This is a genomic window from Vibrio sp. QJM3NY_21 (assembly GCF_057785975.1).
This window is the reverse complement of record NZ_CM173513.1, coordinates 1,387,885-1,409,896: the sequence shown is the minus strand read 5'-3', so window position 1 is coordinate 1,409,896 and position 22,012 is coordinate 1,387,885. Positions and strand designations below refer to the sequence as shown.

17 protein-coding genes are annotated in these 22,012 nt (G+C 44.8%); 7 read left to right on the top strand and 10 right to left on the bottom strand.

The window, feature by feature from the left end:
- Positions 1-203: 203 nt before the first annotated feature.
- From AC3CID_RS06390 to AC3CID_RS06380, 3 genes are all read left to right on the top strand, one after another.
- Positions 204-836, top strand: a complete 633-nt coding sequence (locus AC3CID_RS06390; RefSeq protein WP_017083365.1) for a DUF2760 domain-containing protein — start codon at positions 204-206, stop codon at positions 834-836.
- The gene (locus AC3CID_RS06385) at positions 836-2,815 is read left to right on the top strand and encodes an Hsp70 family protein (protein ID WP_488527111.1); all 1,980 of its coding nucleotides are present in this window, start codon (positions 836-838) and stop codon (positions 2,813-2,815) included. The genes AC3CID_RS06390 and AC3CID_RS06385 overlap by 1 nt, the downstream gene beginning before the upstream one ends.
- Before the next feature lie 138 nt (positions 2,816-2,953).
- Positions 2,954-5,794, top strand: coding sequence for an Hsp70 family protein (locus tag AC3CID_RS06380; protein WP_488527110.1), 2,841 nt, complete (start codon positions 2,954-2,956; stop codon positions 5,792-5,794).
- Between the two features lie 155 nt (positions 5,795-5,949).
- Here AC3CID_RS06380 and AC3CID_RS06375 read toward each other — a convergent pair whose 3' ends face one another.
- The 8 genes from AC3CID_RS06375 to AC3CID_RS06340 all read right to left on the bottom strand — a co-directional run bounded on the left by AC3CID_RS06375 (position 5,950) and on the right by AC3CID_RS06340 (position 13,901).
- Positions 5,950-6,165, bottom strand: a complete 216-nt coding sequence (locus AC3CID_RS06375) for a hypothetical protein (protein WP_171307720.1) — start codon at positions 6,163-6,165, stop codon at positions 5,950-5,952.
- 256 nt (positions 6,166-6,421) lie between these two features.
- The gene (locus tag AC3CID_RS06370; RefSeq protein ID WP_004734736.1) at positions 6,422-6,895 is read right to left on the bottom strand and encodes a DUF2947 domain-containing protein; all 474 of its coding nucleotides are present in this window, start codon (positions 6,893-6,895) and stop codon (positions 6,422-6,424) included.
- A gap of 139 nt (positions 6,896-7,034) precedes the next feature.
- Positions 7,035-7,622, bottom strand: a complete 588-nt coding sequence (gene rimJ, locus AC3CID_RS06365) for a ribosomal protein S5-alanine N-acetyltransferase (protein ID WP_488527109.1) — start codon at positions 7,620-7,622, stop codon at positions 7,035-7,037.
- A gap of 18 nt (positions 7,623-7,640) precedes the next feature.
- Positions 7,641-9,185, bottom strand: a complete 1,545-nt coding sequence (gene tyrR, locus AC3CID_RS06360; protein ID WP_017077872.1) for a transcriptional regulator TyrR — start codon at positions 9,183-9,185, stop codon at positions 7,641-7,643.
- 204 nt (positions 9,186-9,389) lie between these two features.
- The gene (locus tag AC3CID_RS06355; protein ID WP_146458125.1) at positions 9,390-10,442 is read right to left on the bottom strand and encodes a YcjF family protein; all 1,053 of its coding nucleotides are present in this window, start codon (positions 10,440-10,442) and stop codon (positions 9,390-9,392) included.
- 14 nt (positions 10,443-10,456) lie between these two features.
- Positions 10,457-11,830 carry a YcjX family GTP-binding protein gene (locus AC3CID_RS06350; RefSeq protein ID WP_488527108.1) on the bottom strand — a complete coding sequence of 458 codons (1,374 nt, stop codon included), beginning with the start codon at positions 11,828-11,830 and terminating at the stop codon, positions 10,457-10,459.
- 204 nt (positions 11,831-12,034) lie between these two features.
- Complete coding sequence (locus AC3CID_RS06345) at positions 12,035-12,220, bottom strand: hypothetical protein (RefSeq protein ID WP_004734731.1); 186 nt, start codon at positions 12,218-12,220, stop codon at positions 12,035-12,037.
- 163 nt (positions 12,221-12,383) lie between these two features.
- On the bottom strand, positions 12,384-13,901 hold the full coding sequence (locus AC3CID_RS06340; protein ID WP_086049566.1) for a fumarate hydratase: 1,518 nt from the start codon (positions 13,899-13,901) through the stop codon (positions 12,384-12,386).
- 245 nt (positions 13,902-14,146) lie between these two features.
- Here AC3CID_RS06340 and pabB point away from each other — a divergent pair, with 245 nt between their 5' ends.
- Positions 14,147-15,526, top strand: coding sequence for an aminodeoxychorismate synthase component I (gene pabB, locus AC3CID_RS06335; protein ID WP_488527107.1), 1,380 nt, complete (start codon positions 14,147-14,149; stop codon positions 15,524-15,526).
- Between the two features lie 206 nt (positions 15,527-15,732).
- On the opposite strand, the gene AC3CID_RS06330 is transcribed toward pabB, so the two are convergent.
- Both AC3CID_RS06330 and AC3CID_RS06325 read right to left on the bottom strand, forming a co-directional pair.
- Positions 15,733-17,451, bottom strand: a complete 1,719-nt coding sequence (locus AC3CID_RS06330) for an ATP-binding protein (RefSeq protein ID WP_488527106.1) — start codon at positions 17,449-17,451, stop codon at positions 15,733-15,735.
- 1 nt (position 17,452) lies between these two features.
- Complete coding sequence (locus AC3CID_RS06325) at positions 17,453-17,995, bottom strand: heme NO-binding domain-containing protein (protein WP_017080579.1); 543 nt, start codon at positions 17,993-17,995, stop codon at positions 17,453-17,455.
- A 305-nt stretch (positions 17,996-18,300) separates the two neighbouring features.
- On the opposite strand from AC3CID_RS06325, the gene AC3CID_RS06320 reads away from it, so the two are divergent.
- From AC3CID_RS06320 to AC3CID_RS06310, 3 genes are all read left to right on the top strand, one after another.
- Positions 18,301-18,900 carry a CoA pyrophosphatase gene (locus AC3CID_RS06320; protein ID WP_017080578.1) on the top strand — a complete coding sequence of 200 codons (600 nt, stop codon included), beginning with the start codon at positions 18,301-18,303 and terminating at the stop codon, positions 18,898-18,900.
- Positions 18,901-19,209: 309 nt separating this feature from the next.
- Positions 19,210-20,463, top strand: coding sequence for an aromatic amino acid transport family protein (locus AC3CID_RS06315; protein ID WP_004734718.1), 1,254 nt, complete (start codon positions 19,210-19,212; stop codon positions 20,461-20,463).
- Between the two features lie 120 nt (positions 20,464-20,583).
- Complete coding sequence (locus AC3CID_RS06310; RefSeq protein ID WP_054546558.1) at positions 20,584-21,945, top strand: L-serine ammonia-lyase; 1,362 nt, start codon at positions 20,584-20,586, stop codon at positions 21,943-21,945.
- The last annotated feature ends 67 nt before the right edge of the window (positions 21,946-22,012 follow it).

Here is a 22,012-nt window from a genome sequence, read left to right as displayed (position 1 = left end):
TTAACTTTCAAGCTAACTCACCAAAAAGCCAGTTTATTGAAAACATTAAATAAAGCCCTTAAGCCTTGAATATGCTAGTATCCACCCATATTTATAGCTTGAAAGTGACCATTTCGGCCTTATGCCACTGAGTTTCTTTCCAACCTGTATATTCCTTTAAACCGACGAATATACCGTTAAATCAATTTTAAAGAGAAATCACTATGATCGTTGATTTGAACCTAATCCCACAAACGTTTGATATGCTTCACGCAGGCCTAACGGCATCAAGCGTTTTACTACTGCTAATTGCCGTTTCTCGTAAAACCAAAGTGGTTGAGAAAGTCGTAGAAAAACCAGTAGAAAAGATCGTTGAAGTTGAAAAGCCAGTTGAGAAAATTGTCGAAGTAGAGAAAGTTGTTGAAGTTGAACGTGTGATCGAAAAAGTAGTAGAAGTTGAATCTAAGCTGGCAACAGCACCAACAGATTCTGCAATGCAGCTACTGTCTATCATGCAGCAAGAAGCTCGTTTAATTGACTTCCTAAAAGAAGACCTAACATCATTCTCTGATGAAGAAGTTGGCGCAGCAGCTCGTGTTATTCACACTGGCGGTCAAAAAGTATTAGCAGATTACGTAACGCTTTCTCACATCCGCACTGAAGATGAAGAAACGCGTATCACGGTTGTTGAAGGCTTCAACCCACAAGAAATTCGTCTAACAGGCAATGTAACGGGTAACGCACCGTTCAATGGCACATTGGTTCACAAAGGTTGGAAAGCAACTGACATGAACCTGCCTAAGCTTGCTGAGAACTACGATGCATCTGTAATTGCACCGGCAGAGGTAGAGCTATAATGGAACACCAAAACCATTCTTCATCGCAAGAGCATTCACAAGAGCTATCTTCTCGAGATCAACAGCAAGCGCCTAAGTTCAGTGTCGGTATCGATTTAGGTACCACACACTGTGTTTTGTCTTTCATCGACACAACAAATGAAGACGCTCGCGTTGAGGTGATGCCAATCCCTCAATTGACGGCGCCAGGTACAGTAGAAACTCGCAGCCAACTTGGCTCGTTCCTATACCAGCCGCACGAACACGAAATGAATGCGGGCTCTCGCGTTCTGCCTTGGTCTTCTGAGCCTAAAGCTCTGGTTGGTGCTATTGCGCGTAACCTTGGTTCTAAAACCCCAATCCGTTTGGTAGCAAGTGCAAAATCTTGGTTATGCCACGGTGGTGTTAACCGTCGCGATGCGTTCCTTCCTGCAGGCAGCCCTGAAGAAGTTGAAAAGGTATCTCCGCTTAAGACAACTGAGTTGTACCTTGAGCACCTTAAAGATGCTTGGAACCACGCTAACCCAGAACACAAACTGGCAGACCAAGATGTAACGATCACGGTTCCTGCTTCGTTTGATCCTGCGGCTCGTGACCTAACAGCAGAAGCTGCGCGTAATGTGGGTTTCACTCACCTAACGCTTCTAGAAGAGCCACAAGCGGCTCTTTACAGCTGGATTGATAACAGCAACGACACGTGGCGTGATGAAGTGAACGTTGGTGACATCGTTCTTGTTGTCGATATCGGTGGTGGTACGACTGACCTTTCGTTGGTTGAAGTAACACAAGATGAAGGCAACCTAAGCCTGAACCGTATCGCTGTAGGTGAACATATCCTACTGGGCGGCGACAACATGGACTTGGCTCTCGCTTACCGTCTGAGAATGAAACTTGCTCAAGAAGGCAAAGAACTGGCTCCTTGGCAGGTTCAAGCGATGACTCACGCGTGTCGCGATGCAAAAGAAGCACTGCTCAACGATGCCGAACTGCAATCAGTGCCAATCGTTGTACCTAGCCGCGGTTCTAAACTACTGGGCGCAACACTGAAAACAGATCTGACTCAGCAAGAAGTACAACAAACATTGGTTGATGGCTTCTTCCCGAAAGTAGCGGTGACTGATCACCCAGTACAAAAGACGCGTGGCGCACTGACTCAAATGGGTCTGCCTTACGCTCAAGACGCAGGTATTACTCGTCACATTGCTGCATTCCTTTCTAAGCAAGCGAACGCGCTTTCTGGAAATAGTGAAACCGCTCAGCAAGATTTCAACCCGTTTGCAAACATGCCCGGTATGCCCGGTACAGAAGCGCAAGGGTCAGAAGTGCCAGCGGCAGACTTCATCAAGCCAACAGCGATACTGTTCAATGGTGGTGTTCTAAAATCTAACCTACTTGCTGATCGTCTTTCAGACACGATCAATGAATGGCTAATTAATGCAGACGCTGAATTTGCTAAACAGCTTTCAGGTTTAGACTTAGACCTAGCCGTTGCAAGTGGCGCTTCTTACTACGGCGCAGTTCGTCGTGGCCAAGGCGTTCGTATCCGCGGTGGTATCGCTTCTTCTTACTACGTAGGAATTGAAAGTGCGATGCCAGCTATCCCAGGTATGGCTCCTCCAATGGAAGCACTGTGTGTTGCACCATTTGGTATGGAAGAAGGCTCAAGCGTTCAAGTTCCTAGCCAAGAGTTCGGTCTAGTGATTGGTCAGCCAGTTCACTTCCAATTCTTCGGTTCAACCACTCGTCGTGAAGACGTAGCGGGTACGCACCTTGATCACTGGGCTCCAGAAGATCTTGATGAGCTTCCTGAAATCCAAGTAACACTGCCTGTTTCTGAAGGTCGTCGCGAAGGTGAAGTGGTTCCCGTGACTTTGGCTTCTCGCGTTACTGAACTAGGCACGTTATATCTAGAAGCCATTGCGACTGACAATGGTCAGAAGTGGCATGTTGAGTTCGACGTTCGTGAAGACTCGAATAACGACTCAAACGAACAAGCATAATGAATCAACGGCACCTTAACGGGTGCCGTTACTTTATCAATGCGATTCCCTAGCCCTGTATTAAAAACATTCCAAAGACAATAATAAGACCAAGACTATCCATTAACTGGTCATCACTTTGGCAGAATAAGGTTTTGTATGGCATCTCCTCGTTTTTTAGTCGGCATTGACTTAGGCACAACCAACACTGTGGTTGCCTACTGTGAAATCAACGACGACCTACAACATGCTCCCGTTTCTCTTTTCGATATTGACCAACTCATCGGCCCCGGTGAAGTGGTTCGCAAGCCGCTACTTCCATCATTTCGTTATCATCCCGCACAAGGTCAGATCTCCCCTTCCGATCTCACCATGCCTTGGGAACCGAGCTTAGTTGAAGGCGATATTCAAAATGTCATTGTAGGCGAATGGGCACGAGAATTAGGTGCTAAAGTTGAAGGTCGCCAAGTATCGAGTGCTAAAAGCTGGTTATCTCACCAAGCGGTTGATCGTAACTCCGACATTCTCCCTTGGGCTAGCGCAACTGACGTCGATAAGGTGTCGCCGGTTGTCGCAAGCGCAAGCTACCTCAACCACATCCGCCAAGCATGGAACTACCGCAACCCAAGCAATAAGCTGGAAGACCAAGACGTTGTAGTCACCGTTCCCGCTTCATTCGATGAGACAGCACGCAAGCTGACACTCGAAGCGGCTGCACTTGCTGGTTTAGGTAAGATTCTGTTGCTCGAAGAGCCGCAAGCCGTTTGTTATGACTGGTATGCCCGTCATCAACAAACCGCTGCCGATGAACTTCAGCAAATCCCGCTGATTCTAGTGTGTGATGTCGGCGGTGGTACCACCGATTTAAGTTTGATCGAAGCAAGCTTCAACTCAAACAATGGCGATGACCAAGAACTCGCACTCGACCGTATCGGCGTTGGTGAACACTTAATGCTCGGTGGTGATAACCTAGATTTAGCCCTTGCCCACCTTGCAGAGCAACGCTTCAATCAAAACAAAAAGCTGAATGCGTCTAGCCTAACCAAGCTTATTCAGCAAACTCGCGCCGCAAAAGAGAGCCTGCTTTCTGCTAACGCGCCAGACGATGTGAAGATCACCATGCTGGGCAGTGGTTCAAAGCTACTTGGCGGTACCAAGAGTATTGGTTTAACGAAACAAGAAGTTCATCAGATTGCACTGGAAGGCTTCTTCCCACTTTCTGAGTTTACGGAAGTACCCGACAAACGACGTAGCGCGATGGTTGAGTTCGGCCTACCCTACGCAGCAGATCCTGCGGTAAGTAAGCACGTTGCCGAATTCCTAGCGACACATCAGCAAGTATCTAAAGCCGCATTGGAAAAGTCAGACTCTGTCGAGTTTGATGATACCAAACCTGCAATTCCTGTTGGTGTGCTACTCAATGGTGGTGTGTTCAACAGTGAGCTGGTAACAGAGCGAATTACTCAGCTACTGGGCAACTGGAACGGTTCTCCGATTACAGTGCTCGATAACCCTCATCCAGATTGGTCTGTTGCCCTTGGCGCGGTTGCCTTTGGTAAAGCACGCCGTGGGGCACAGCTGAAAATCGGTGGCGGTGCTGCCCGTTCTTACTTCTTGCATCTGCAAGAGAAGAACAAGATGGGTAAAGCGCTTTGTCTGCTTGCCAAAGGAACCGAAGAAGGCCAAGAGATACGCTTGAACAGCCGTCGTTTCTCACTGACTTTGGGTGAGCCGGTACGTTTCAATCTACTGACTTCAACACATGATCAAATAGCTCACGACACCGCCATTCAAAACGGCGTGATGGTCAATGTGGATGCCGACTTGTTCTCCCCTCTTCCACCTTATATTTCTACGCTGGAAGGGTCTGGTACTGCAGAGCTTCAAGCCAACCAAAAAGAACGCGTCGAAGTATTGCTCGCGTGTCAATTAACAGAAGTCGGCACTCTGAAAATGGAGTGTGTGAGTACAGAAGATGACTCTAAACGTTGGTTGCTCGAGTTTGAAGTAAGAAACAAGCAAGGTGATGAGTCTGATACCGCTAAACTTCACCCAAGACTGGATGAATGTAAGGAATTGATTTCTCGCCTGTACAGCGGCAACAAAAAGAGTGCTGAATCGAAAGAGATCAAAACACTATCGAAAGATCTTGAGAAGCGATTGGGTAAACGCGATGAATGGGACTTCACGACCCTTCGTCACCTGTTCGATACCTTCTCATTAGGTCGTAAACGCCGCCGTCGCTCTGAAGCACACGAGAAGAACTGGCTGCGTTTGGCGGGTTACTCGCTGCGTCCCGGCTTTGGCGATCCGACTGACTCATGGCGTATCGAACAAATTTGGGGTCTTTACCAACAAAACATTCAGTTCCAGAACCACCAAGGTTGGACAGATTGGTGGGTATTCTGGCGTCGTGTTGCGGGTGGCCTGAATCAAGAGCAGCAAGAGACCATCTTGGCTGACATCGCTAAGTACCTTCACCCGGGGGCAATGAAAAACCCTAAGACAGCCAAAGATGCGCAAGACAATGGTTATGAAGCCATGGTTCGCTTAGCGGCGTCACTTGAGCAACTGGAAGTGGAAGACAAAGTGCTGCTGGCAAGCTGGTTCTTGAGCAAAGCGATTAATCATAACCAATTTGAACAAGCTCACTGGTGGGCGCTAGGTCGATTAGCATCAAGAACGCCTTTGTATGGCAGCCAACACAGCGTAATTCCTAGAGAGCAAGCTGAACAGTGGTTACCAAAACTGCTTGAACAGAACTGGCAGAAAGAGCAGATGATCGCCTTCGCTGCTGTGATGATTTGCCGTAAAACCGGTGACCGTCAATTTGATATCTCTGACGACTATCGTAATCAAGTGATTGAGAAGCTAAAGCAAAGCAAGGTACCTGATTCATGGCTAACGCTAGTGAGTGAAGTGACTGAACTTTCTGAGAGCGAGTCTAAGCGGGTGTTTGGTGATGCATTACCAAGCGGCTTAAGCCTGATTAATAACTAGTTTTAGGGCTCATTATTTTGAGTGCTCACTAGTAAAGAAAAAGCCACTTTCGATTCGTTGAAAGTGGCTTTTTTATTGGTGGCTTAAGGCTGGTATGTTTAGTCGACTTATCGCATCTTGGTTAAGAGCCTTAGCCGTATTGCAGTTCATCATTGTTAATGTTTCGTTCCTGTTGGGTTAATAGGAAAATCCGTATTTTCATAAATATCAGATAACTTTTTCGGTTTCTTCTCTTTAGCTCCTTTGTTCGATTGATTATGAGTTTCGCTTAAAAGCCATTGCTCATGCATTTTTGCTGAATCCAAAAACTCTGGATCTTTCATTGCTTCCTTGCGAAGTTTATTTACACGTTCGAGAGTATCCCAAATCATAATACTTCACCTCCACTAAGGCAGTACTATAAAGATAACCCAAACCAACAAAACTTCAACCAAGCCAATGAGATAGCGATCTCAATTTCGAAAATTACTAGCTCTAAGCTAATGAAAACCCTCGTCAGAAATCGGCTTCAAATGGCGTGTATTTATCGATGATCCTCGACGATCTTTAGCCACAAAAAAAGCGAGCTCAGAGCTCGCTTTTTATCAATCTTTTGTTCAACATTCGCTTGATTAAGTAGTGTCTTACTTAAGCTCGGTTGCCAATTTTAACGGTACCATTTGTTGCAAACCAAAGTGCTTCTGAACGGCGGCGGCCTAGTAGAATCGGGCCATCATCGTAGAACAAAAAGTTCTTCCAGTGTTTCTTGAAAACTGACCACTTGGTTTCTAAAACATTGTATTTTTCGTAACAAAAATAAACAGTTACGTCATCTTGCCAATCAATAAAGTTCAGAATCTCTTCTGGCATTTCAGGCTCATCCGCTTCCCAATTCGCCATCCAGCTAATCTCTTCATTCCAGTTCGATGCTTTGCTTGGCCAATCTTGCGAACTTAGTCTTTCCGCATCAGGGCTTTGAGGGCTCACGTTCTCTTTCCAAAACTGAGATGCTCTCGCCTGTGTCATTGGTTTAATCTTTTCCAAATCTTCTGCCGGCAGCGGCATTGACTGGTGAGTGAAAATCCATTTTCTTTGGTATTCGTCCAAAGTTGTGTATGACATCAAATTTCCTCAAATATCTTCTCAGGCTGATGGATTTACCATGCCTATATGTTCTTTCGATACAGCGGCGACTAGAGGTCGCTTGATATTCGCTGCCTTTAAATTCATTACCTGTTCTTACGCCTAGATACTATTTAGTCTAGACATTGCGTTTGTCTTCCCAGTTAGGGTTAACTAACGCGGTCAGTATATGGTCTTCCCATTTACCGTTAATCTGTAAGTATTCTTTGGCGGAGCCTTCTCGAACAAAGCCAAGATGTTTCAATACACCCGCACTGCGTTCATTGTGAGGCATGTAGCCCGCCATTAAGCGGTGCATGTTCTGCACATCAAACATGTAGTCTTTTGCCATGCTCAAGCCTCTGCGCATGTAACCGTGGCCCTGTGCACTTTGACTCAATGAGTAACCCACATTACAGGCGTAGAACGGGAAACGAGACAAATTACTGAACGATATTGTGCCTAACATTTCATTAGAGTCAGCATTAATCAGTAAACAGTAATAGCCTAGTCCCATTTTATGAAGCTCGTTTAACTTGATCAGTCGCTGCGCCCAACTCGCTCTATCAAAGAACGCGTCTTCTCGAATCGGTTCCCAAGGTTTCAGGTACTCTCTGTTAACCTGAAAGTACTCACTGATCATCGCTGCGTCGTCGATTTCAGCCGTTCTCAGAATCAGGTTACCGTCCCGCTTATAAATGCGCTCCGGTGTACTCAAATCTTCCATAATCTTGTTCTTATTCGATCAGTTCTTTCTAATACCGTAATCACGAAGCTTATTCGCAATTGAGGTGTGAGATACATTCAAACGTTTTGCAAGCTTACGGCTTGATGGGAAAGACTGGTAGAGCTTCTCTAGAATCTGAGATTCATAGTCTTTCATGATCTCGTCAAGCGAGCCGTCTAAGCTCAAGTTCGCCATTCCAGCCGTCATGGTTTCAAGCTGTGGCAGGTGGAATTGCTCAACCGTTAACGTATCTGAATCCAACTCTGTTAGTGCACGTAAAACCATATTGTCTAACTGACGGATGTTGCCCGGCCATTGGTAATTACCTAATTGGTCGATTAGTTCTTGAGTCAGCTTTGGTTTCAACATGCCTAATTGCTGTGCGTACTTTGCAACGAATAGCTCCAGTAATGGGGCAACATCGTTTGAACGTTCACGCAAAGCAGGAATCGATAAAGTCAGCACGTTCAAGCGGTAGAACAGATCTTCACGGAACGAACCTGAGTCGGCTAATTCAGAAAGACGATGGCGCGTTGATGCGATAATACGAACATCCGCGTGCATCTCTTCTTCTTCACCAACACGACGGAATGAACCATCTTGTAGGAAACGCAGCAGTTTGATTTGTAGATGTGGGCTCATCTCGCCAATTTCATCTAAAAATACAGTACCGCCATTCGCTTGTTCGAAAATGCCTTTATGACCTTGTTCATGATTGAATGAACCCGGAGCATGACCAAACAATTCCGTTTCCGCTACGTCATCAGGCATCGATGCACAGCTTAGAATCAAGAATGGGAATGACGCTCGGTTCGAACGGTTATGACACGCTTTAGCCAGCATCTCTTTGCCCGTACCAGTGTCCCCTTCAATAAGCAGAGGTTGATCCAGCATAGCCAGTTTCTTAGCTTGGCTGATCAAGGCTTTATGGCGATTAGAGACACCAACAAAGTGTTCAAAACCTAGGTTATTCTGTTCAGGGATTGCGTCTGGCGTGTTCATCTCTTGGTTGCAAGAACGAATTGTCATTACCGCGCTAGCCAGTACCGCTTCGTTCACATCACCACCAAGGTAAATCGGCAGGATCTCAATAGAGAAATCTAAACCATCTAACACCACAACTTCACGATGGCGCGTTACATCGCCTTCAATCCAACGAGCGAAGTTAAAGCTAGGAACGAACGTCGCTAGCGGCTCACCGATCACTTCGTCTTCTTGCTTATTAAAGAGGTTCAATGCAGCGTGGTTTGCCATATCGATTGAGCCTTTAAGGTCAATCGCTATCACAGGGTCAGGTAGGTTTGCCAGCAGAGCAATCAACTCTGTGTTATGCCTTTCGCTTGGCATAAATTGGATTTTACGTACATCCTTCACACCTGAAATTCGGCGAATTTCAGCCATAAGTTCACTAAAAGCATCAAAATTGATATCAGGACAGTTTAAGTAAATAATGCCTTTAACATCAATTTCGATTCCTCTTAAATCAATGCTTTTTGAGGCCAAGATATCGAGCAACTCACGCGTTAAGCCGAGTCTGTCTTCACACAATACTTCAAGACGCACAAATAGTCCTATTATAGGTGTCAGGATAAGTTGACAGTAGTGTGGATTAAGCTCTGAGTTCAGTCAAGAAGAAGAGTAAACATATGTTTACTCTTCACTCGCAAACGACTCAATGTCATACACTTTATTGCTAAGTAACTCGCTTTATTGGTCAGTAGCTCGCTTTGTTTAAGCGTAATGCGCTTTATTGATAAGCAACTCACTCTATTTAAGCGTAATGCGCTTTATTTCAGAAAGGACGGCTTTACGAAGATCTGATATTTTTACTTTTCGCTCATTATGCCAAGGCATAGGACGCAGCAATGTCATGGCTTTTAAACCCAGTCTCGCGGTGAGAATACCGACACCGAGCCCCTGTCCTGCTCGAGCTGAAACCTTGCCTGCAAGATCCATCGAGACGAGGTCCATACTCGCGTCTATCGCGAGTTCACTGGCACCCGCAGCTGCCATGTTGATCAACACCAACTTGAACAACTTAATACGCGACCAGTAGCCAAGCTCAATGCCATACACATCAGCAAGCTTGTCTATCATGGTGAAATTGCGCCACGCCACCAGCAACATATCGGCAGCCGCCAATGGGCTCACAGCAACCAAAGCGGCCGATTCGGTCGAGAACTTAGTGACAATTTGAGTCGCCACTTTATCTTGTTGGGCAACAACGAGTGCATCATACATATCCAAGACTTCAGCATCGCTGTGCGCAGGGTTAATGCTGTTTCGCCATTTATCATAAGCGGGTGATTCAGCGACAATACCGCCCTGCTTCGCAATGTGTTCACAGAACGCTTTACCCTTGCCGACACTTTGGCTCTGAAGTAGCTCTTCACTCTGCTCTTGAACGCTGAAATGATCTTTCAATGAGCGTAACTTCCACAGCTCTTTGCCTATTGCACCCAAGCCTAATGAAGCAATGGCAGCAATAAAGCCGGCCCAACCTAACGCGAGCCAGTCTGCTGTTTGAATCGCGGTAATGACAGAGTCAATTGCTTGCCAACCGACTAAACCGGAGAAAGCGACTAACAAGCCAGTTCCAAACCACTTCTTCTTTTTGCTCGGTCGAATCACTTGTTCCAATTGTTGCTCAGCATCACCATCAAGATCGGTTTCTACTTGTGGTGTAACGGGCACAAACTTTTCTTGTTCGGTAAACAGTTTTTGAGCACCCAAGTCTGGGTTAACTTCATTCTTATCCGGCTCATCGAATGAGGTCTTCAAAGGTTCATCAAAGACCTGTTTTGTTTTTAATTCACTCATTTTGATTGCCTCAATTACTTCAACTTGTCGCCAATGAGATACTCTAAAACCTTGTCGACTCTCAGATGCTGACAAGGCTCGTCAGAGTGCTGTTCAATCGGCCTAAAGCTTGTGAAATCAAACTGGTTGGTTTCCCAATACTGTTTGTTTGGCAGTTTACACGGTACCTCTCCCGGATACATGGTCTGAGGTACGTTATCTAAAGTCACACCTTGCAATGCGGGGACATTGTCTGAACCTGACGAGATATAACCCGCACTCGTCGCTTGAATAGACGCGATACTCATGCAGCTCATGTCGATGTGTTCAAACGCCGCCTGTTGCCAAGCAGGATGCACCATCTGTTGTAACAGCGACACCAAGTTCGGATGTTGATCCGGTGTCACGTGGTCAGCCTTGGTGGCTGCGAACAAGATCTTGTCGATCTTCGGCGCGAATAAGCGTCTTAAGATATTGCTTCGCCCGTACTTAAAGCTCTTTAATAGCTGCTCTAATGCGCCACGCATATCCATGAAAGAGTCATAGCCCGCATTGAGCGGCTGTAAGCAATCCACCAGCACGATTTGTCTGTCGAACGTCGCGAAGTGATTCTTGTAAAACGCTTTTACGACCTTTTGTTGATACTCTTCATAACGCGCTTTCAATACTGCGTAGTTACTGGTTTTTGAAAACTTATCTTCTGGTGCTATGCACGGGAAAAATTGCAGTACAGGCGCACCTTCAAGTTCTCCAGGTAACACGAACCTACCGGGTTGTACCCAATGCAGTCCGTTATTCTTACAAGTATGAAGATATTGAGTGTAGCTATCAGCAATCGCGACCAGTTTCTTTTCGTCAGCATCTGCTAATAAATCAATGTCACCGCGGATTGCGTTCCAGTCTTGTGAATAGGTTTCCCTGTCGCCTTTCAACGCTGCGAATTGAGATTGACTCCACGTATCAAAGTCCATATCCAACAAGGGTAAATCAAGTAGCCACTCTCCCGGGTAATCGACAATATCGAGGAAGAGCGTACTGTTTTTACTCAGTAGCTTCTTTGCGCCTTTGGCTGGCTTATATTTGATTGCTAGACGAATCTCACTGACATCACGCGTCGGCACTGGCCATTCTGGTGGCTGAGCATTCAACGATTCCATAGCTTCATCATAAGAGAAACGTGGGATCATCATGTTGTGTTGAGGAATGCGCTTAGCGCCAATAATTCTTCCGTCTCTCGCTGATGCAAGTAGAGGCAGATTTTTGTGGGTAGACGTATGAAGAAGCTGATTAACCAGCGAAGTAATGAATGCTGTCTTACCCGCACGAGAAAGCCCCGTGACCGCGACTCGAATGTGAGAATCCGTTCCTCTGCTTATAAAGTCACTCATTTCTTGAGTTAGGTGTTTCATTTGAACGACTCCGTGATAGTTAGGCTAGCTGATTATGATAATAGAGAGGCAGCCTATGTTCTTTCCCTGTTGGGATAGTATGTATGCTTTTTCTTTTTCTAATAGTAGTGAGTATGCAATACACATTCTTAATGCTAGATGAATAAAAGCCCCTGACTACATTCATAATCAGGGGCTTTAGAATTTTTCTGCGGTATCCGACGTTTAATCGTCTTCAATCAACTTGTAGATAACAAACAGTGCAATCTCTGCAATTAGCCAAAGCGCACAAGTAATTGTCACGTATTTATTATCAAAGATACTGATCCCTTTCAAGATCAGGTCATATCCAACAAAAGCACCAATCACCACTGCCAAGATAATCTGTAGGATCTGAATAAAACGAGGCATTCCTCTCTCCTATATTCTTATATCAAACTATGTGTTTATCACTATATCATTGATAATAAGACAAAAGTGCAAATAATGCTGTACTTTTGTCTTCAACTTTCTGTCAAGAATTGCAATTCAAACGCTGAAGCTAGCGCCTGTTACGACTTTTGACTTCGGTAAATTATGCTTTTTCAGCTTCAGCAATTTTCACTTTCCACGTATCAGGGCCGATCTGGTGCGCATTCACGCCGTTTGAGTCAACCGCTACCGTTACAGGCATGTCTTCAACTTCAAATTCGTAAATCGCTTCCATACCGAGATCTTCAAACGCAACCACGCGTGCTTTTTTAATTGCTTTCGCGACTAAATAAGCTGCACCGCCAACCGCCATCAGGTAAACCGATTTATGTTGTTTAATTGACTCTACCGTTGCAGGGCCACGTTCTGCTTTACCAATCATGCCCATAATACCTGTTTCTTCTAGCATCATGTCAGTGAACTTATCCATACGAGTAGAGGTTGTTGGGCCAGCAGGACCAACCGCTTCATCGCGTACCGCATCAACAGGGCCTACGTAATAAATGAACTTACCTTTCAGGTCGACGCCTTCTGGTAAACCTTCACCACTTTCAAGCATGCCTTGAATACGCTTATGAGCAGCATCACGACCGGTTAATATCTTGCCTGATAAAAGAACCGTTTCGCCAGTCTTCCACTCTTGAACGTCTTCTTTGGTAATTTCATCTAAGTTAACACGGCGTGTATTTGCGCCGGCTTCCCAAGTAATATCTGGCCACTCTTCTAACTTAGGTGGTGTTAGTTCTGCAGGGCCGCTGCCGTCTAATGTGAAGTGTACGTGACGTGTTGCCGCACAGTTAGGGATCAAACATACTGGCTTAGACGCAGCATGCGTTGGCGCTGTTTTGATTTTTACGTCCACCACAGTGGTTAGACCGCCAAGACCTTGTGCACCAATACCAAGCTTGTTTACACGGTTGAAGATATCAAGACGAAGCTCTTCTTCAGCGTTCTCTGGACCCTTGTCGATAAGCTCTTGAATATCGATGTGTTCCATCAGAGATTCTTTAGCGAGTACCGCGGCTTTCTCAGCCGTACCGCCGATGCCTATGCCAAGCATGCCCGGTGGACACCAGCCCGCGCCCATTGTTGGTAGCGTCTTCTCTACCCACTCTGCAATATCATCAGAAGGGTTAAGCATTACCATCTTGGTTTTGTTCTCAGAACCGCCGCCTTTTGCCGCGATTTGAATTTCAACTTTGTTGCCTGGAACCATATTAATGTGAACAACCGCTGGTGTGTTGTCTTTCGTATTAATACGCTTACCTGCAGGGTCCATTAGGACAGATGCACGCAATGGGTTATCTGGATTGTTGTAAGCTTGACGAACGCCTTCATCAACCATCTGCTGTACTGTTTGATCCGTTTCCCACCTAACATCCATACCGATGTTCACGAAACAAGTAACAATACCCGTATCCTGACAAATTGGACGATGGCCTTCCGCAGACATACGCGAGTTGATAAGAATTTGAGCGATAGCATCTTTTGCTGCTTGGCTCTCTTCTTTCTCATACGCTTTTTCTAGGGCTTGGACAAAGTCTAAAGGGTGATAATAAGAAATGTACTGAAGTGCGTCAGCGACACTGCTGATCACATCTTGCTTACGAATAACCGTCATTGCATGCCTCTTTATTGTTCTGGTTCCATGTGGGTTCATGGTTTGACTATTCAGGCCTAATTGGTTTAGCTTTTTATTGTGTTGAGCTGTATTTAGTTGCTTTAGCAATCGCTTGCATAGCTGTAAACTAAACCACTTGTATTACACCGTTCTAATCAAGAACCCATTTTATTTTCAATTTATGATACTCTTGCTTCCTCTCACACGCCATGCAGTGATCGAACTCTTTGTCACAAATTAAACAAATGAATAACAACGAATTTCGCTCTATCCAAATCAAGCCGCTTCAATATCAATCAACTTTAGCTAAACAGCTGTTTTCTCATATTGAAAGTATGCCGTGGGCAATGCTATTACGCTCAGCTTCAGAAAGCCACGTTGATAGTCGATACGATATTTTAGTTGCTCAACCCATCGCCACCTTTGAGACAGTCGGTGCAAAAACGACCGTTAATGTTAATGAGACGTGCGAGGTTTCAGACTCCGATCCTTTCGAACTACTCGACCAATATCAGCAAAAGTTATTGCCTGTAACGAAAGAGCACGTTGAGTTGCCATTCGTTGGCGGTGCATTGGGCTACTTTAGTTATGATTTGGGGCGCAGAGTTGAAACACTTCCTTCACTCGCAAAGCGAGACATTGAAGCGCCAGACATGGCGGTTGGTTTGTATGAGTGGGCCATTGTCGTTGATCACAAACTGAAGACGGCATGTATTGTCGGCCAAAATATTGATTCACATCTCGATTGGTTAACCTCGCAGTCAAAGCACAATGCAGTAATCCAACCTGCCTTTGGATTAACGACACCATGGCAATCCAACATGAGTCAAGATAGCTATGCGAACAAGTTCGATAGTGTTCAAGAGTACCTGTTATCCGGCGATTGCTATCAGATTAACTTGGCTCAGCGTTTCAATGCCCAATATCAAGGCAGTGAATGGCTAGCCTATGACAAATTAGAGCAGTACAACTCGGCACCCTTTTCTGGCTTCATCCGTTTGGCCGACTGCGCAATCATCAGTGTATCGCCTGAACGATTCTTAGAACTCAATAGTGGCACCATTGAAACAAAACCGATCAAAGGCACACGCCCTCGTTCTGAAAACCCTATGATTGATGATGCCAACGCACAAGACCTGGTCAACGCCGATAAAGATCAGGCAGAAAACTTGATGATCGTCGACCTGCTTCGTAATGATATTGGCCGAGTCGCAAAGCCGGGATCGGTTCATGTACCAAAGCTCTTCGATATTGAAAGCTTCCCTGCCGTGCACCACTTAGTGAGCACGATACGAGCAGACCTTGATAACCAATATTCTGCAACTGACCTTCTGAGAGCCTGTTTCCCTGGAGGGTCGATTACCGGAGCACCAAAAGTGCGAGCAATGCAGATCATTGAAGAGTTAGAACCCCATCGACGCTCCGCCTATTGTGGCAGTATCGGCTACATCAGTCGAAATGGCAGAATGGATACCAGCATTACCATTCGTACGTTAGTTGCTGAAAACAACACGCTCTATGCGTGGGCTGGCGGCGGTGTGGTGTTCGATAGTGACTGTGCCTCTGAATACCAAGAGACGCTCGATAAGCTGAGTCGCATTCTGCCTGTGCTTGAAGAATGCTAAGCATAACGTCATTAACTGACAGTTTCGCTGCTTAACGGCCAGTAAAAGCTCTATATAAGAAGAAACCGAAGGATCGTAAGATCACTTCGGTTTTTTTAGTCTCTGAGCCAGAGCGTGTGAATGACCACTTCTGACTAGCGATGCTTAATTAACAACCTTTAGGTTACCTTAGTTAAAAAGCTCTAAGCTACTTTAGTTAACAAGCGCTAAGTTACTTTCGCAGGCGTAACACCCCACTTCTTGAGCATCTCTTTAAGGTCGTTGGCCGTATAAGGCTTACTAAGAATGTCATCCATTCCACATTGAATACAGTGTTCCCGCTCTTCAAGCGTCGTTCCGGCAGTCAGTGCAACTATAGACTTCGAATACCCTTTCTTTCTTAGCTTCTCTGTCGCTTCAAAGCCGTCCATAACTGGCATTCTGCAATCCATGAACACAATGTCGTAGTCATTATTTGAGGCTAGCTCGAGTCCTTCTACACCGTTACTTGCAATAACAGGTTCAATCTCATGTTTACGTAACATTTGTTGGATGATGATCTGGTTCATCTTAATATCATCAACTACGAGCACTTCAAGCAGTGACAATTCGACTTCAGATTCAAAGCCTTTGGCGACACTATCGCTCTCTGCTGGTACGTCGACAACCTGAAGAGGAATCGAAATGGTAAACGTAGTACCTGAGCCAACAATACTGGTCACCCCAATATCGCCATTCATTAAAGCCACCAGCTTACGACAAATCGCTAACCCAAGCCCGGTACCCTCGTAGTTTCGGCTACTTGAGTTATCCGCCTGAGTAAAAGGTTCAAACAGCGTCTTATGTGCAGATTCGGCAATGCCTACCCCAGTATCTTCCACTGAGAAAACAAACTGGTTTTTGTCCCACTCAATATCGACATTGACGTGCCCCTCTTCTGTAAATTTGATCGCATTACCGATTAAGTTAACAAACAGTTGCGTGATACGTTCTAAATCGCCTTGGAAATGAGAAGGTACGTTAGATGCGACACTGATATTAAATTCGATTTGCTTCTCAATCGCGCGATTGACGAAGATACTTTCAATCGTATTTCTCAAATCATGCAACGCAAATTTCTTGGGAATAAGATCCAACATCCCTGCATTGATTTTGCTGAAATCAAGCAAATCATTAATGATGGTTCTGAGAAACTCTCCAGATTGGCTCAGGTTATTCACTATTTCACGCTGAGAACTGCTGAGTTCGGTATCGCTGATCAATTCTGCACTACCTAGCAAACCATTAAGCGGAGTTCTTAATTCATGGTTAATCATGGCCACAAAGTCGCGCGTTGCCCTCTCGGACTCTTCCGCTCGTTTACGTGACTCAACATTTCGATTGATAGCAAGCTGATGAGTTAATGCACTGCAGATAAGGTCAGTCACTAACAACAGTTGGCTTTGAATGAATTCGTAGTCTTGGTCTAACAACCTGACCTTCACGATTAACGCACCGACTATGACCTTTTCGACCTCTAATGGCACCGTTAGCAAGTTGCCTTGCCAATGAGGTTCTTGAACGTATTGCTCTATCACCTCGACGGCTTCGTCACCATAGTCATAGGTATGTAACTGAGGAATCAGCTTGGGAGGCAAAATCAAACGACTGGCTTCGATCAAGTAACTGTTGGTCACATTCATCGTCAATTGTGACAACATGACGTCATCGAGATCATTTCTAAGGAACGCGCGCCCGAAATCAATCAACAAGTTGTCGATTTGTTCTTGGAATTCAATACGACGTATATTCGCATTGGAGCGCTTTTCTAACTGACGCAGAGCAAGTTCAAGCTGTTGGTTAGCCTCAAACAGTTCGAGGCTCTTTTGTTCCAACAACACTTCAGCCTCTTTCCTGGCCGCGATTTGACGCTTAAGTTTCTTCTCTATGGCAGATGCCGGATCCATATCACTTTTCTACTTTGAGATTAAACCTAACCACGCTTTGGTCATCATTTTGCGGCGTCATTTCAACCGCGATAGATTCACCGTGGTATTCAGCACACCCTTCAATAAGCCCTAAGCAAACGTGAGACATGCACCTTGCGCTTTTATAGTCAAAAACAAGCTGTGCTTCAGTCGTGGTAATAAAGCTGAATTCAGGCGGTTCCGCATCCGGATAGAGCTTCTTCACTTCAACGTGAATATAGCGCTCTACGTGTTGGATAAATTGAAAGGTGGTCGTGCTATGAGCAAGGCTCGCTTTATTAGGCAATGAGGCCAATAAGTTCTTAAAGACTGACTGCCCAAAAACACGCTGTAAACTGGCTGCATCAATATCGGTTTTCTTACTCAAGTTGATAATCAACCTGACAAGGTCTTTGTGGTCATAGCTTCCGACCGACGTGTAGATCCCTTCGTCTTCTGACATCTCTAAAACTTCTTCCAAAAGCTCCAGCCCAAACTTGTCTTCAACAAGCTCTAAAAATTCGGTGAATATGATTCCTTTCATCTCATACCTTTTCTTCTATTTCTTTTTAGAATGGTCTACTAAGTTATTGTTATCAAATTCTTAAACAAAAAAACTACGTTTCATCACCTAATTTTATGACATGGGTAACGCTTACTCGGAAATGTACAAATATTGAATATAGCAAAACCCCTCGTTTTGAGGCGATGGGTGACAGCCCCTCCCCTTTATTATGCTTAGTTAATGACTGAACTAAGGGTAAGTAAATGAAGACACACTCAAAATTGGTAATCAGCCCACGGTTATGCCTATACTTAAAATCATAATAATCAATATATTGGCTTGATATGAATAAAGAAAACTTCCTTCAACAATTCCAGCTTAACCCTACGGTTGGCTATCATCCTGAATCTGTAGAGCGTGTTTCGCATATCAGTGGCGATCAATTGCGCAAAGCGGCAGTGGTGGTCGGTTTAGTAGAACGAGAAGATGGTTTACATGTCATTTTTACTAAAAGAGCCGCTCATTTAAAGCATCATCCAGGCCAAGTCAGCTTTCCTGGGGGTAAACACGAACTTTCCGACCCTTCTATGCAATTTACTGCACTTAGAGAACTCCACGAAGAGGTGGGAATTCGATCGGATCAAGTTAAAATTGTTGGCCAATTACCTGCATTGAGTACTATTAGTAAATTTTCTGTGACACCGATTGTTGCAATGGTCGATCCTGACTATGAAGCCATCATCGATGAGAACGAAGTGGCCTCGATTTTTGAGGTGCCTGCCACCTATGTTTTAGACCAAGCTAAGTTGCACAGCCACACAGTTAACGTTAAACAAATCAAGCATCGTGTTTTTGCGATGCCCTTCGAAGAGCACCTAATTTGGGGCGTTACAGCTCAAATCATCCAATCTCTGCAGCGACATGTAGTGCAACAAATTACATAGAAACTACGTTTTGTTTAATCTCTGTTAACAAAATCCAGCCTTTCTATAGAACAGATTTATTAATGCAATTTTACGCAAACGTTTTCTTGGTATAAATCTGAACAACCCCACCTCTCGCATAATAAAAACTAATACCTAGCATGAACATAAATCACCTGTAGCACGCCAATTTCGTGATCAAAAATCCGTTTTTCGCATATCATGTGACACGCCGTTTCATTACATGATTTAGATCTATTTTTTGCAGAAGAAAATTCTGCAGAATTAGCCCCAACTTATTTCCTGTTCCCAAAAAATGAGTAATTTAACATGAACACAACAACTTCTTCGGCAAATGCCGTTAAAGATTCAAGCAAGTTTAACTATAAAGATTTTACCTGGTGTTTATCACTATTCGGTACAGCAGTTGGTGCTGGCGTACTATTCCTTCCAATCAAAGCTGGTGCGGGTGGTTTTTGGCCATTAGTTATCCTAGCTCTAATCGCGGCACCAATGACTTGGTTCGCACACAAATCTCTAGCTCGTTTCGTACTGTCTGCTAAAAACCCTGAAGCTGATATTACAGACACAGTTGAAGAGCACTTCGGTAAGACTGGCGCAAACATTATTACTTTTGCTTACTTTTTCGCTATCTACCCAATCGTTCTTATCTACGGTGTTGGTATCACAAACACGGTTGATTCTTTCCTAGTAAACCAAATGGGTATGGAATCTATTCCACGTCCTCTTCTTTCTGGTGCACTGATCCTTGCTATGACAGCAGGTGTTGTATTCGGTAAAGAACTGATGCTTAAAGCAACTTCAGCAATGGTTTACCCACTAGTATTCGTCCTACTAGCGCTGTCTTTCTACCTAGTTCCTGAATGGAACACTTCAATGATGGAAACAAGCCCAGAATGGTCTTCAATGCCTTCTATTATCTGGCTTGCGATTCCAATCATCGTGTTCTCTTTCAACCACAGCCCAATCATTTCACAGTTCTCTAAAGAGCAACGTCGTGTATACGGTGAAGACGCAGTTAAGAAAACTGACGCGATCACTGGCGGCGCAGCAATGATGCTGATGGGTTTTGTAATGTTCTTCGTATTCTCTGTAGTGCTTTCTCTATCTCCAGAGCAACTAGCTACAGCACAAGCGCAAAACATCTCTGTACTTTCTTACCTAGCTAACGTTCACGAGTCTCCACTTATCTCTTACATGGGTCCTCTAGTCGCGTTCGCAGCGATTACTTCTAGCTACTTCGGTCACTTCCTAGGTGCTCATGAAGGTCTTGTTGGTCTAATCAAATCTCGCTCTGGTTCTTCAATCAGCACGATTGAAAAAGCATCTCTAGCGTTCATCGTTGTTACAACTTGGATTGTTGCGGTAGTTAACCCAAGCATCCTAGGTATGATTGAAACAATGGGTGCTCCAATGATTGCAGCTATCCTGTTCCTAATGCCTGTATTCGCGATGCAGAAAGTACCAGCAATGGCTAAGTACAAAACTTCAGCACCTGTGCAAATCTTTACAGCTTTATGTGGTCTAGCGGCTATTAGTTCTGTAATCTACGGCGCTCTTTAATCTCAAGCCTTTTTTATAAGATGGCATCCATCTTATATCGCGAGATTAGACAAAAAATATAATGATAATAAATGAGCCTCCCTACTCCCCTTGGGAGGCTCTCTTTTTGAGGTAATCGCTATGATTAGTGTATTTGATATCTATAAAATCGGTGTTGGTCCATCGAGCTCACACACAGTTGGACCAATGAAAGCGGGTAAAGAGTTTATTGATGACCTACGTTCAATGGGAAAATTGCGCGACATCACTAAAATCACCGTGGACGTATATGGATCACTATCACTGACAGGGAAAGGTCACCACACAGATATCGCAATCATCATGGGTCTTGCTGGCAATACTCCTGAGAAAGTGGATATCGACTCTATCGCAGGCTTCATTGCTCGCGTAGAAGAAACTGAACGTCTACCTGTTGGTATGCACTGTCATACTGTTTCGTTCCCGAAAGATGGCGGAATGAATTTCCATACTTCGAACCTTTCTCTACACGAGAATGGCATGAGCATTCATGCTTGGGTTGATGACGAAGTAGCTTACTCAAAAACGTACTACTCAATTGGTGGCGGTTTCATCGTTGACGAAGAGAGCTTCGGCAAAGAAGAAGAAAACCCAATTAAAGCACCATACGAATTCACAACAGCTGAAGAGCTGGTTAATCAGTGTAAAGAAAGCGGTCTTTCTATCAGTACACTGGTTATGAAAAACCAAGCGGCTTTCCACTCAGACGAAGAGTCTCGCACTTACTTCGCTAACATCTGGAGAACGATGCGTGAGTGTATGGATCGCGGTATGAATACTGAAGGTATCTTGCCTGGTCCACTGCGTGTTCCTCGTCGTGCAGCTTCACTTCGCCAGCTTCTGATTACTTCAGAAAAAACAACCAACGATCCAATGACGGTTGTTGATTGGGTGAACATGTTTGCGTTCGCAGTAAATGAAGAAAACGCTGCTGGCGGTCGTGTAGTAACAGCACCGACAAACGGCGCGTGTGGCATTATCCCTGCGGTATTGGCTTACTACGATAAGTTCATTCAAACAGTAACTGAGAAAGACTACATCCGTTACTTCGCAGCTTCTGGTGCGATCGGTGGTCTTTACAAGCGTAACGCTTCTATCTCTGGTGCTGAAGTTGGCTGTCAGGGCGAAGTTGGCGTGGCATGTTCTATGGCTGCTGCTGGTCTTGCTGAGCTTATGGGTGGTAGCCCTGAGCAAGTATGTATGGCTGCAGAAATCGGCATGGAGCATAACCTAGGTCTAACGTGTGACCCAGTTGCTGGCCAAGTACAAGTTCCATGTATCGAGCGTAACGGTATTGCTGCAGTGAAAGCAATCAACTCAACTCGTATGGCACTTCGTCGCTCTTCTGCTCCTACTGTTTCTCTAGATAAAGTTATCGAAACAATGCTAGAGACAGGTAAAGACATGAACGCAAAATACCGTGAGACTTCTCAAGGTGGTTTGGCTGTTAAGGTTGTATGTTAATAAATCTGAATTAACAAACAAATAATAAAAAGGAACGCCGAGGCGTTCCTTTTTTGTATCTGAAATT

Coding starts and splice junctions, on each gene's coding strand:
- AC3CID_RS06345 (WP_004734731.1), bottom strand. CDS start 12,220: ATGCCTCGTTTTATTCAGATCCTACAGATTATCTTGGCAGTGGTGATT.
- AC3CID_RS06350 (WP_488527108.1), bottom strand. CDS start 11,830: ATGAAACACCTAACTCAAGAAATGAGTGACTTTATAAGCAGAGGAACG.
- AC3CID_RS06315 (WP_004734718.1), top strand. CDS start 19,210: ATGAACACAACAACTTCTTCGGCAAATGCCGTTAAAGATTCAAGCAAG.
- AC3CID_RS06355 (WP_146458125.1), bottom strand. CDS start 10,442: ATGAGTGAATTAAAAACAAAACAGGTCTTTGATGAACCTTTGAAGACC.
- AC3CID_RS06380 (WP_488527110.1), top strand. CDS start 2,954: ATGGCATCTCCTCGTTTTTTAGTCGGCATTGACTTAGGCACAACCAAC.
- AC3CID_RS06330 (WP_488527106.1), bottom strand. CDS start 17,451: ATGGATCCGGCATCTGCCATAGAGAAGAAACTTAAGCGTCAAATCGCG.
- AC3CID_RS06390 (WP_017083365.1), top strand. CDS start 204: ATGATCGTTGATTTGAACCTAATCCCACAAACGTTTGATATGCTTCAC.
- rimJ (WP_488527109.1), bottom strand. CDS start 7,622: ATGGAAGATTTGAGTACACCGGAGCGCATTTATAAGCGGGACGGTAAC.
- AC3CID_RS06385 (WP_488527111.1), top strand. CDS start 836: ATGGAACACCAAAACCATTCTTCATCGCAAGAGCATTCACAAGAGCTA.
- AC3CID_RS06320 (WP_017080578.1), top strand. CDS start 18,301: ATGAATAAAGAAAACTTCCTTCAACAATTCCAGCTTAACCCTACGGTT.
- AC3CID_RS06370 (WP_004734736.1), bottom strand. CDS start 6,895: ATGTCATACACAACTTTGGACGAATACCAAAGAAAATGGATTTTCACT.
- AC3CID_RS06375 (WP_171307720.1), bottom strand. CDS start 6,165: ATGATTTGGGATACTCTCGAACGTGTAAATAAACTTCGCAAGGAAGCA.
- pabB (WP_488527107.1), top strand. CDS start 14,147: ATGAATAACAACGAATTTCGCTCTATCCAAATCAAGCCGCTTCAATAT.
- AC3CID_RS06310 (WP_054546558.1), top strand. CDS start 20,584: ATGATTAGTGTATTTGATATCTATAAAATCGGTGTTGGTCCATCGAGC.
- AC3CID_RS06325 (WP_017080579.1), bottom strand. CDS start 17,995: ATGAAAGGAATCATATTCACCGAATTTTTAGAGCTTGTTGAAGACAAG.
- AC3CID_RS06340 (WP_086049566.1), bottom strand. CDS start 13,901: ATGACGGTTATTCGTAAGCAAGATGTGATCAGCAGTGTCGCTGACGCA.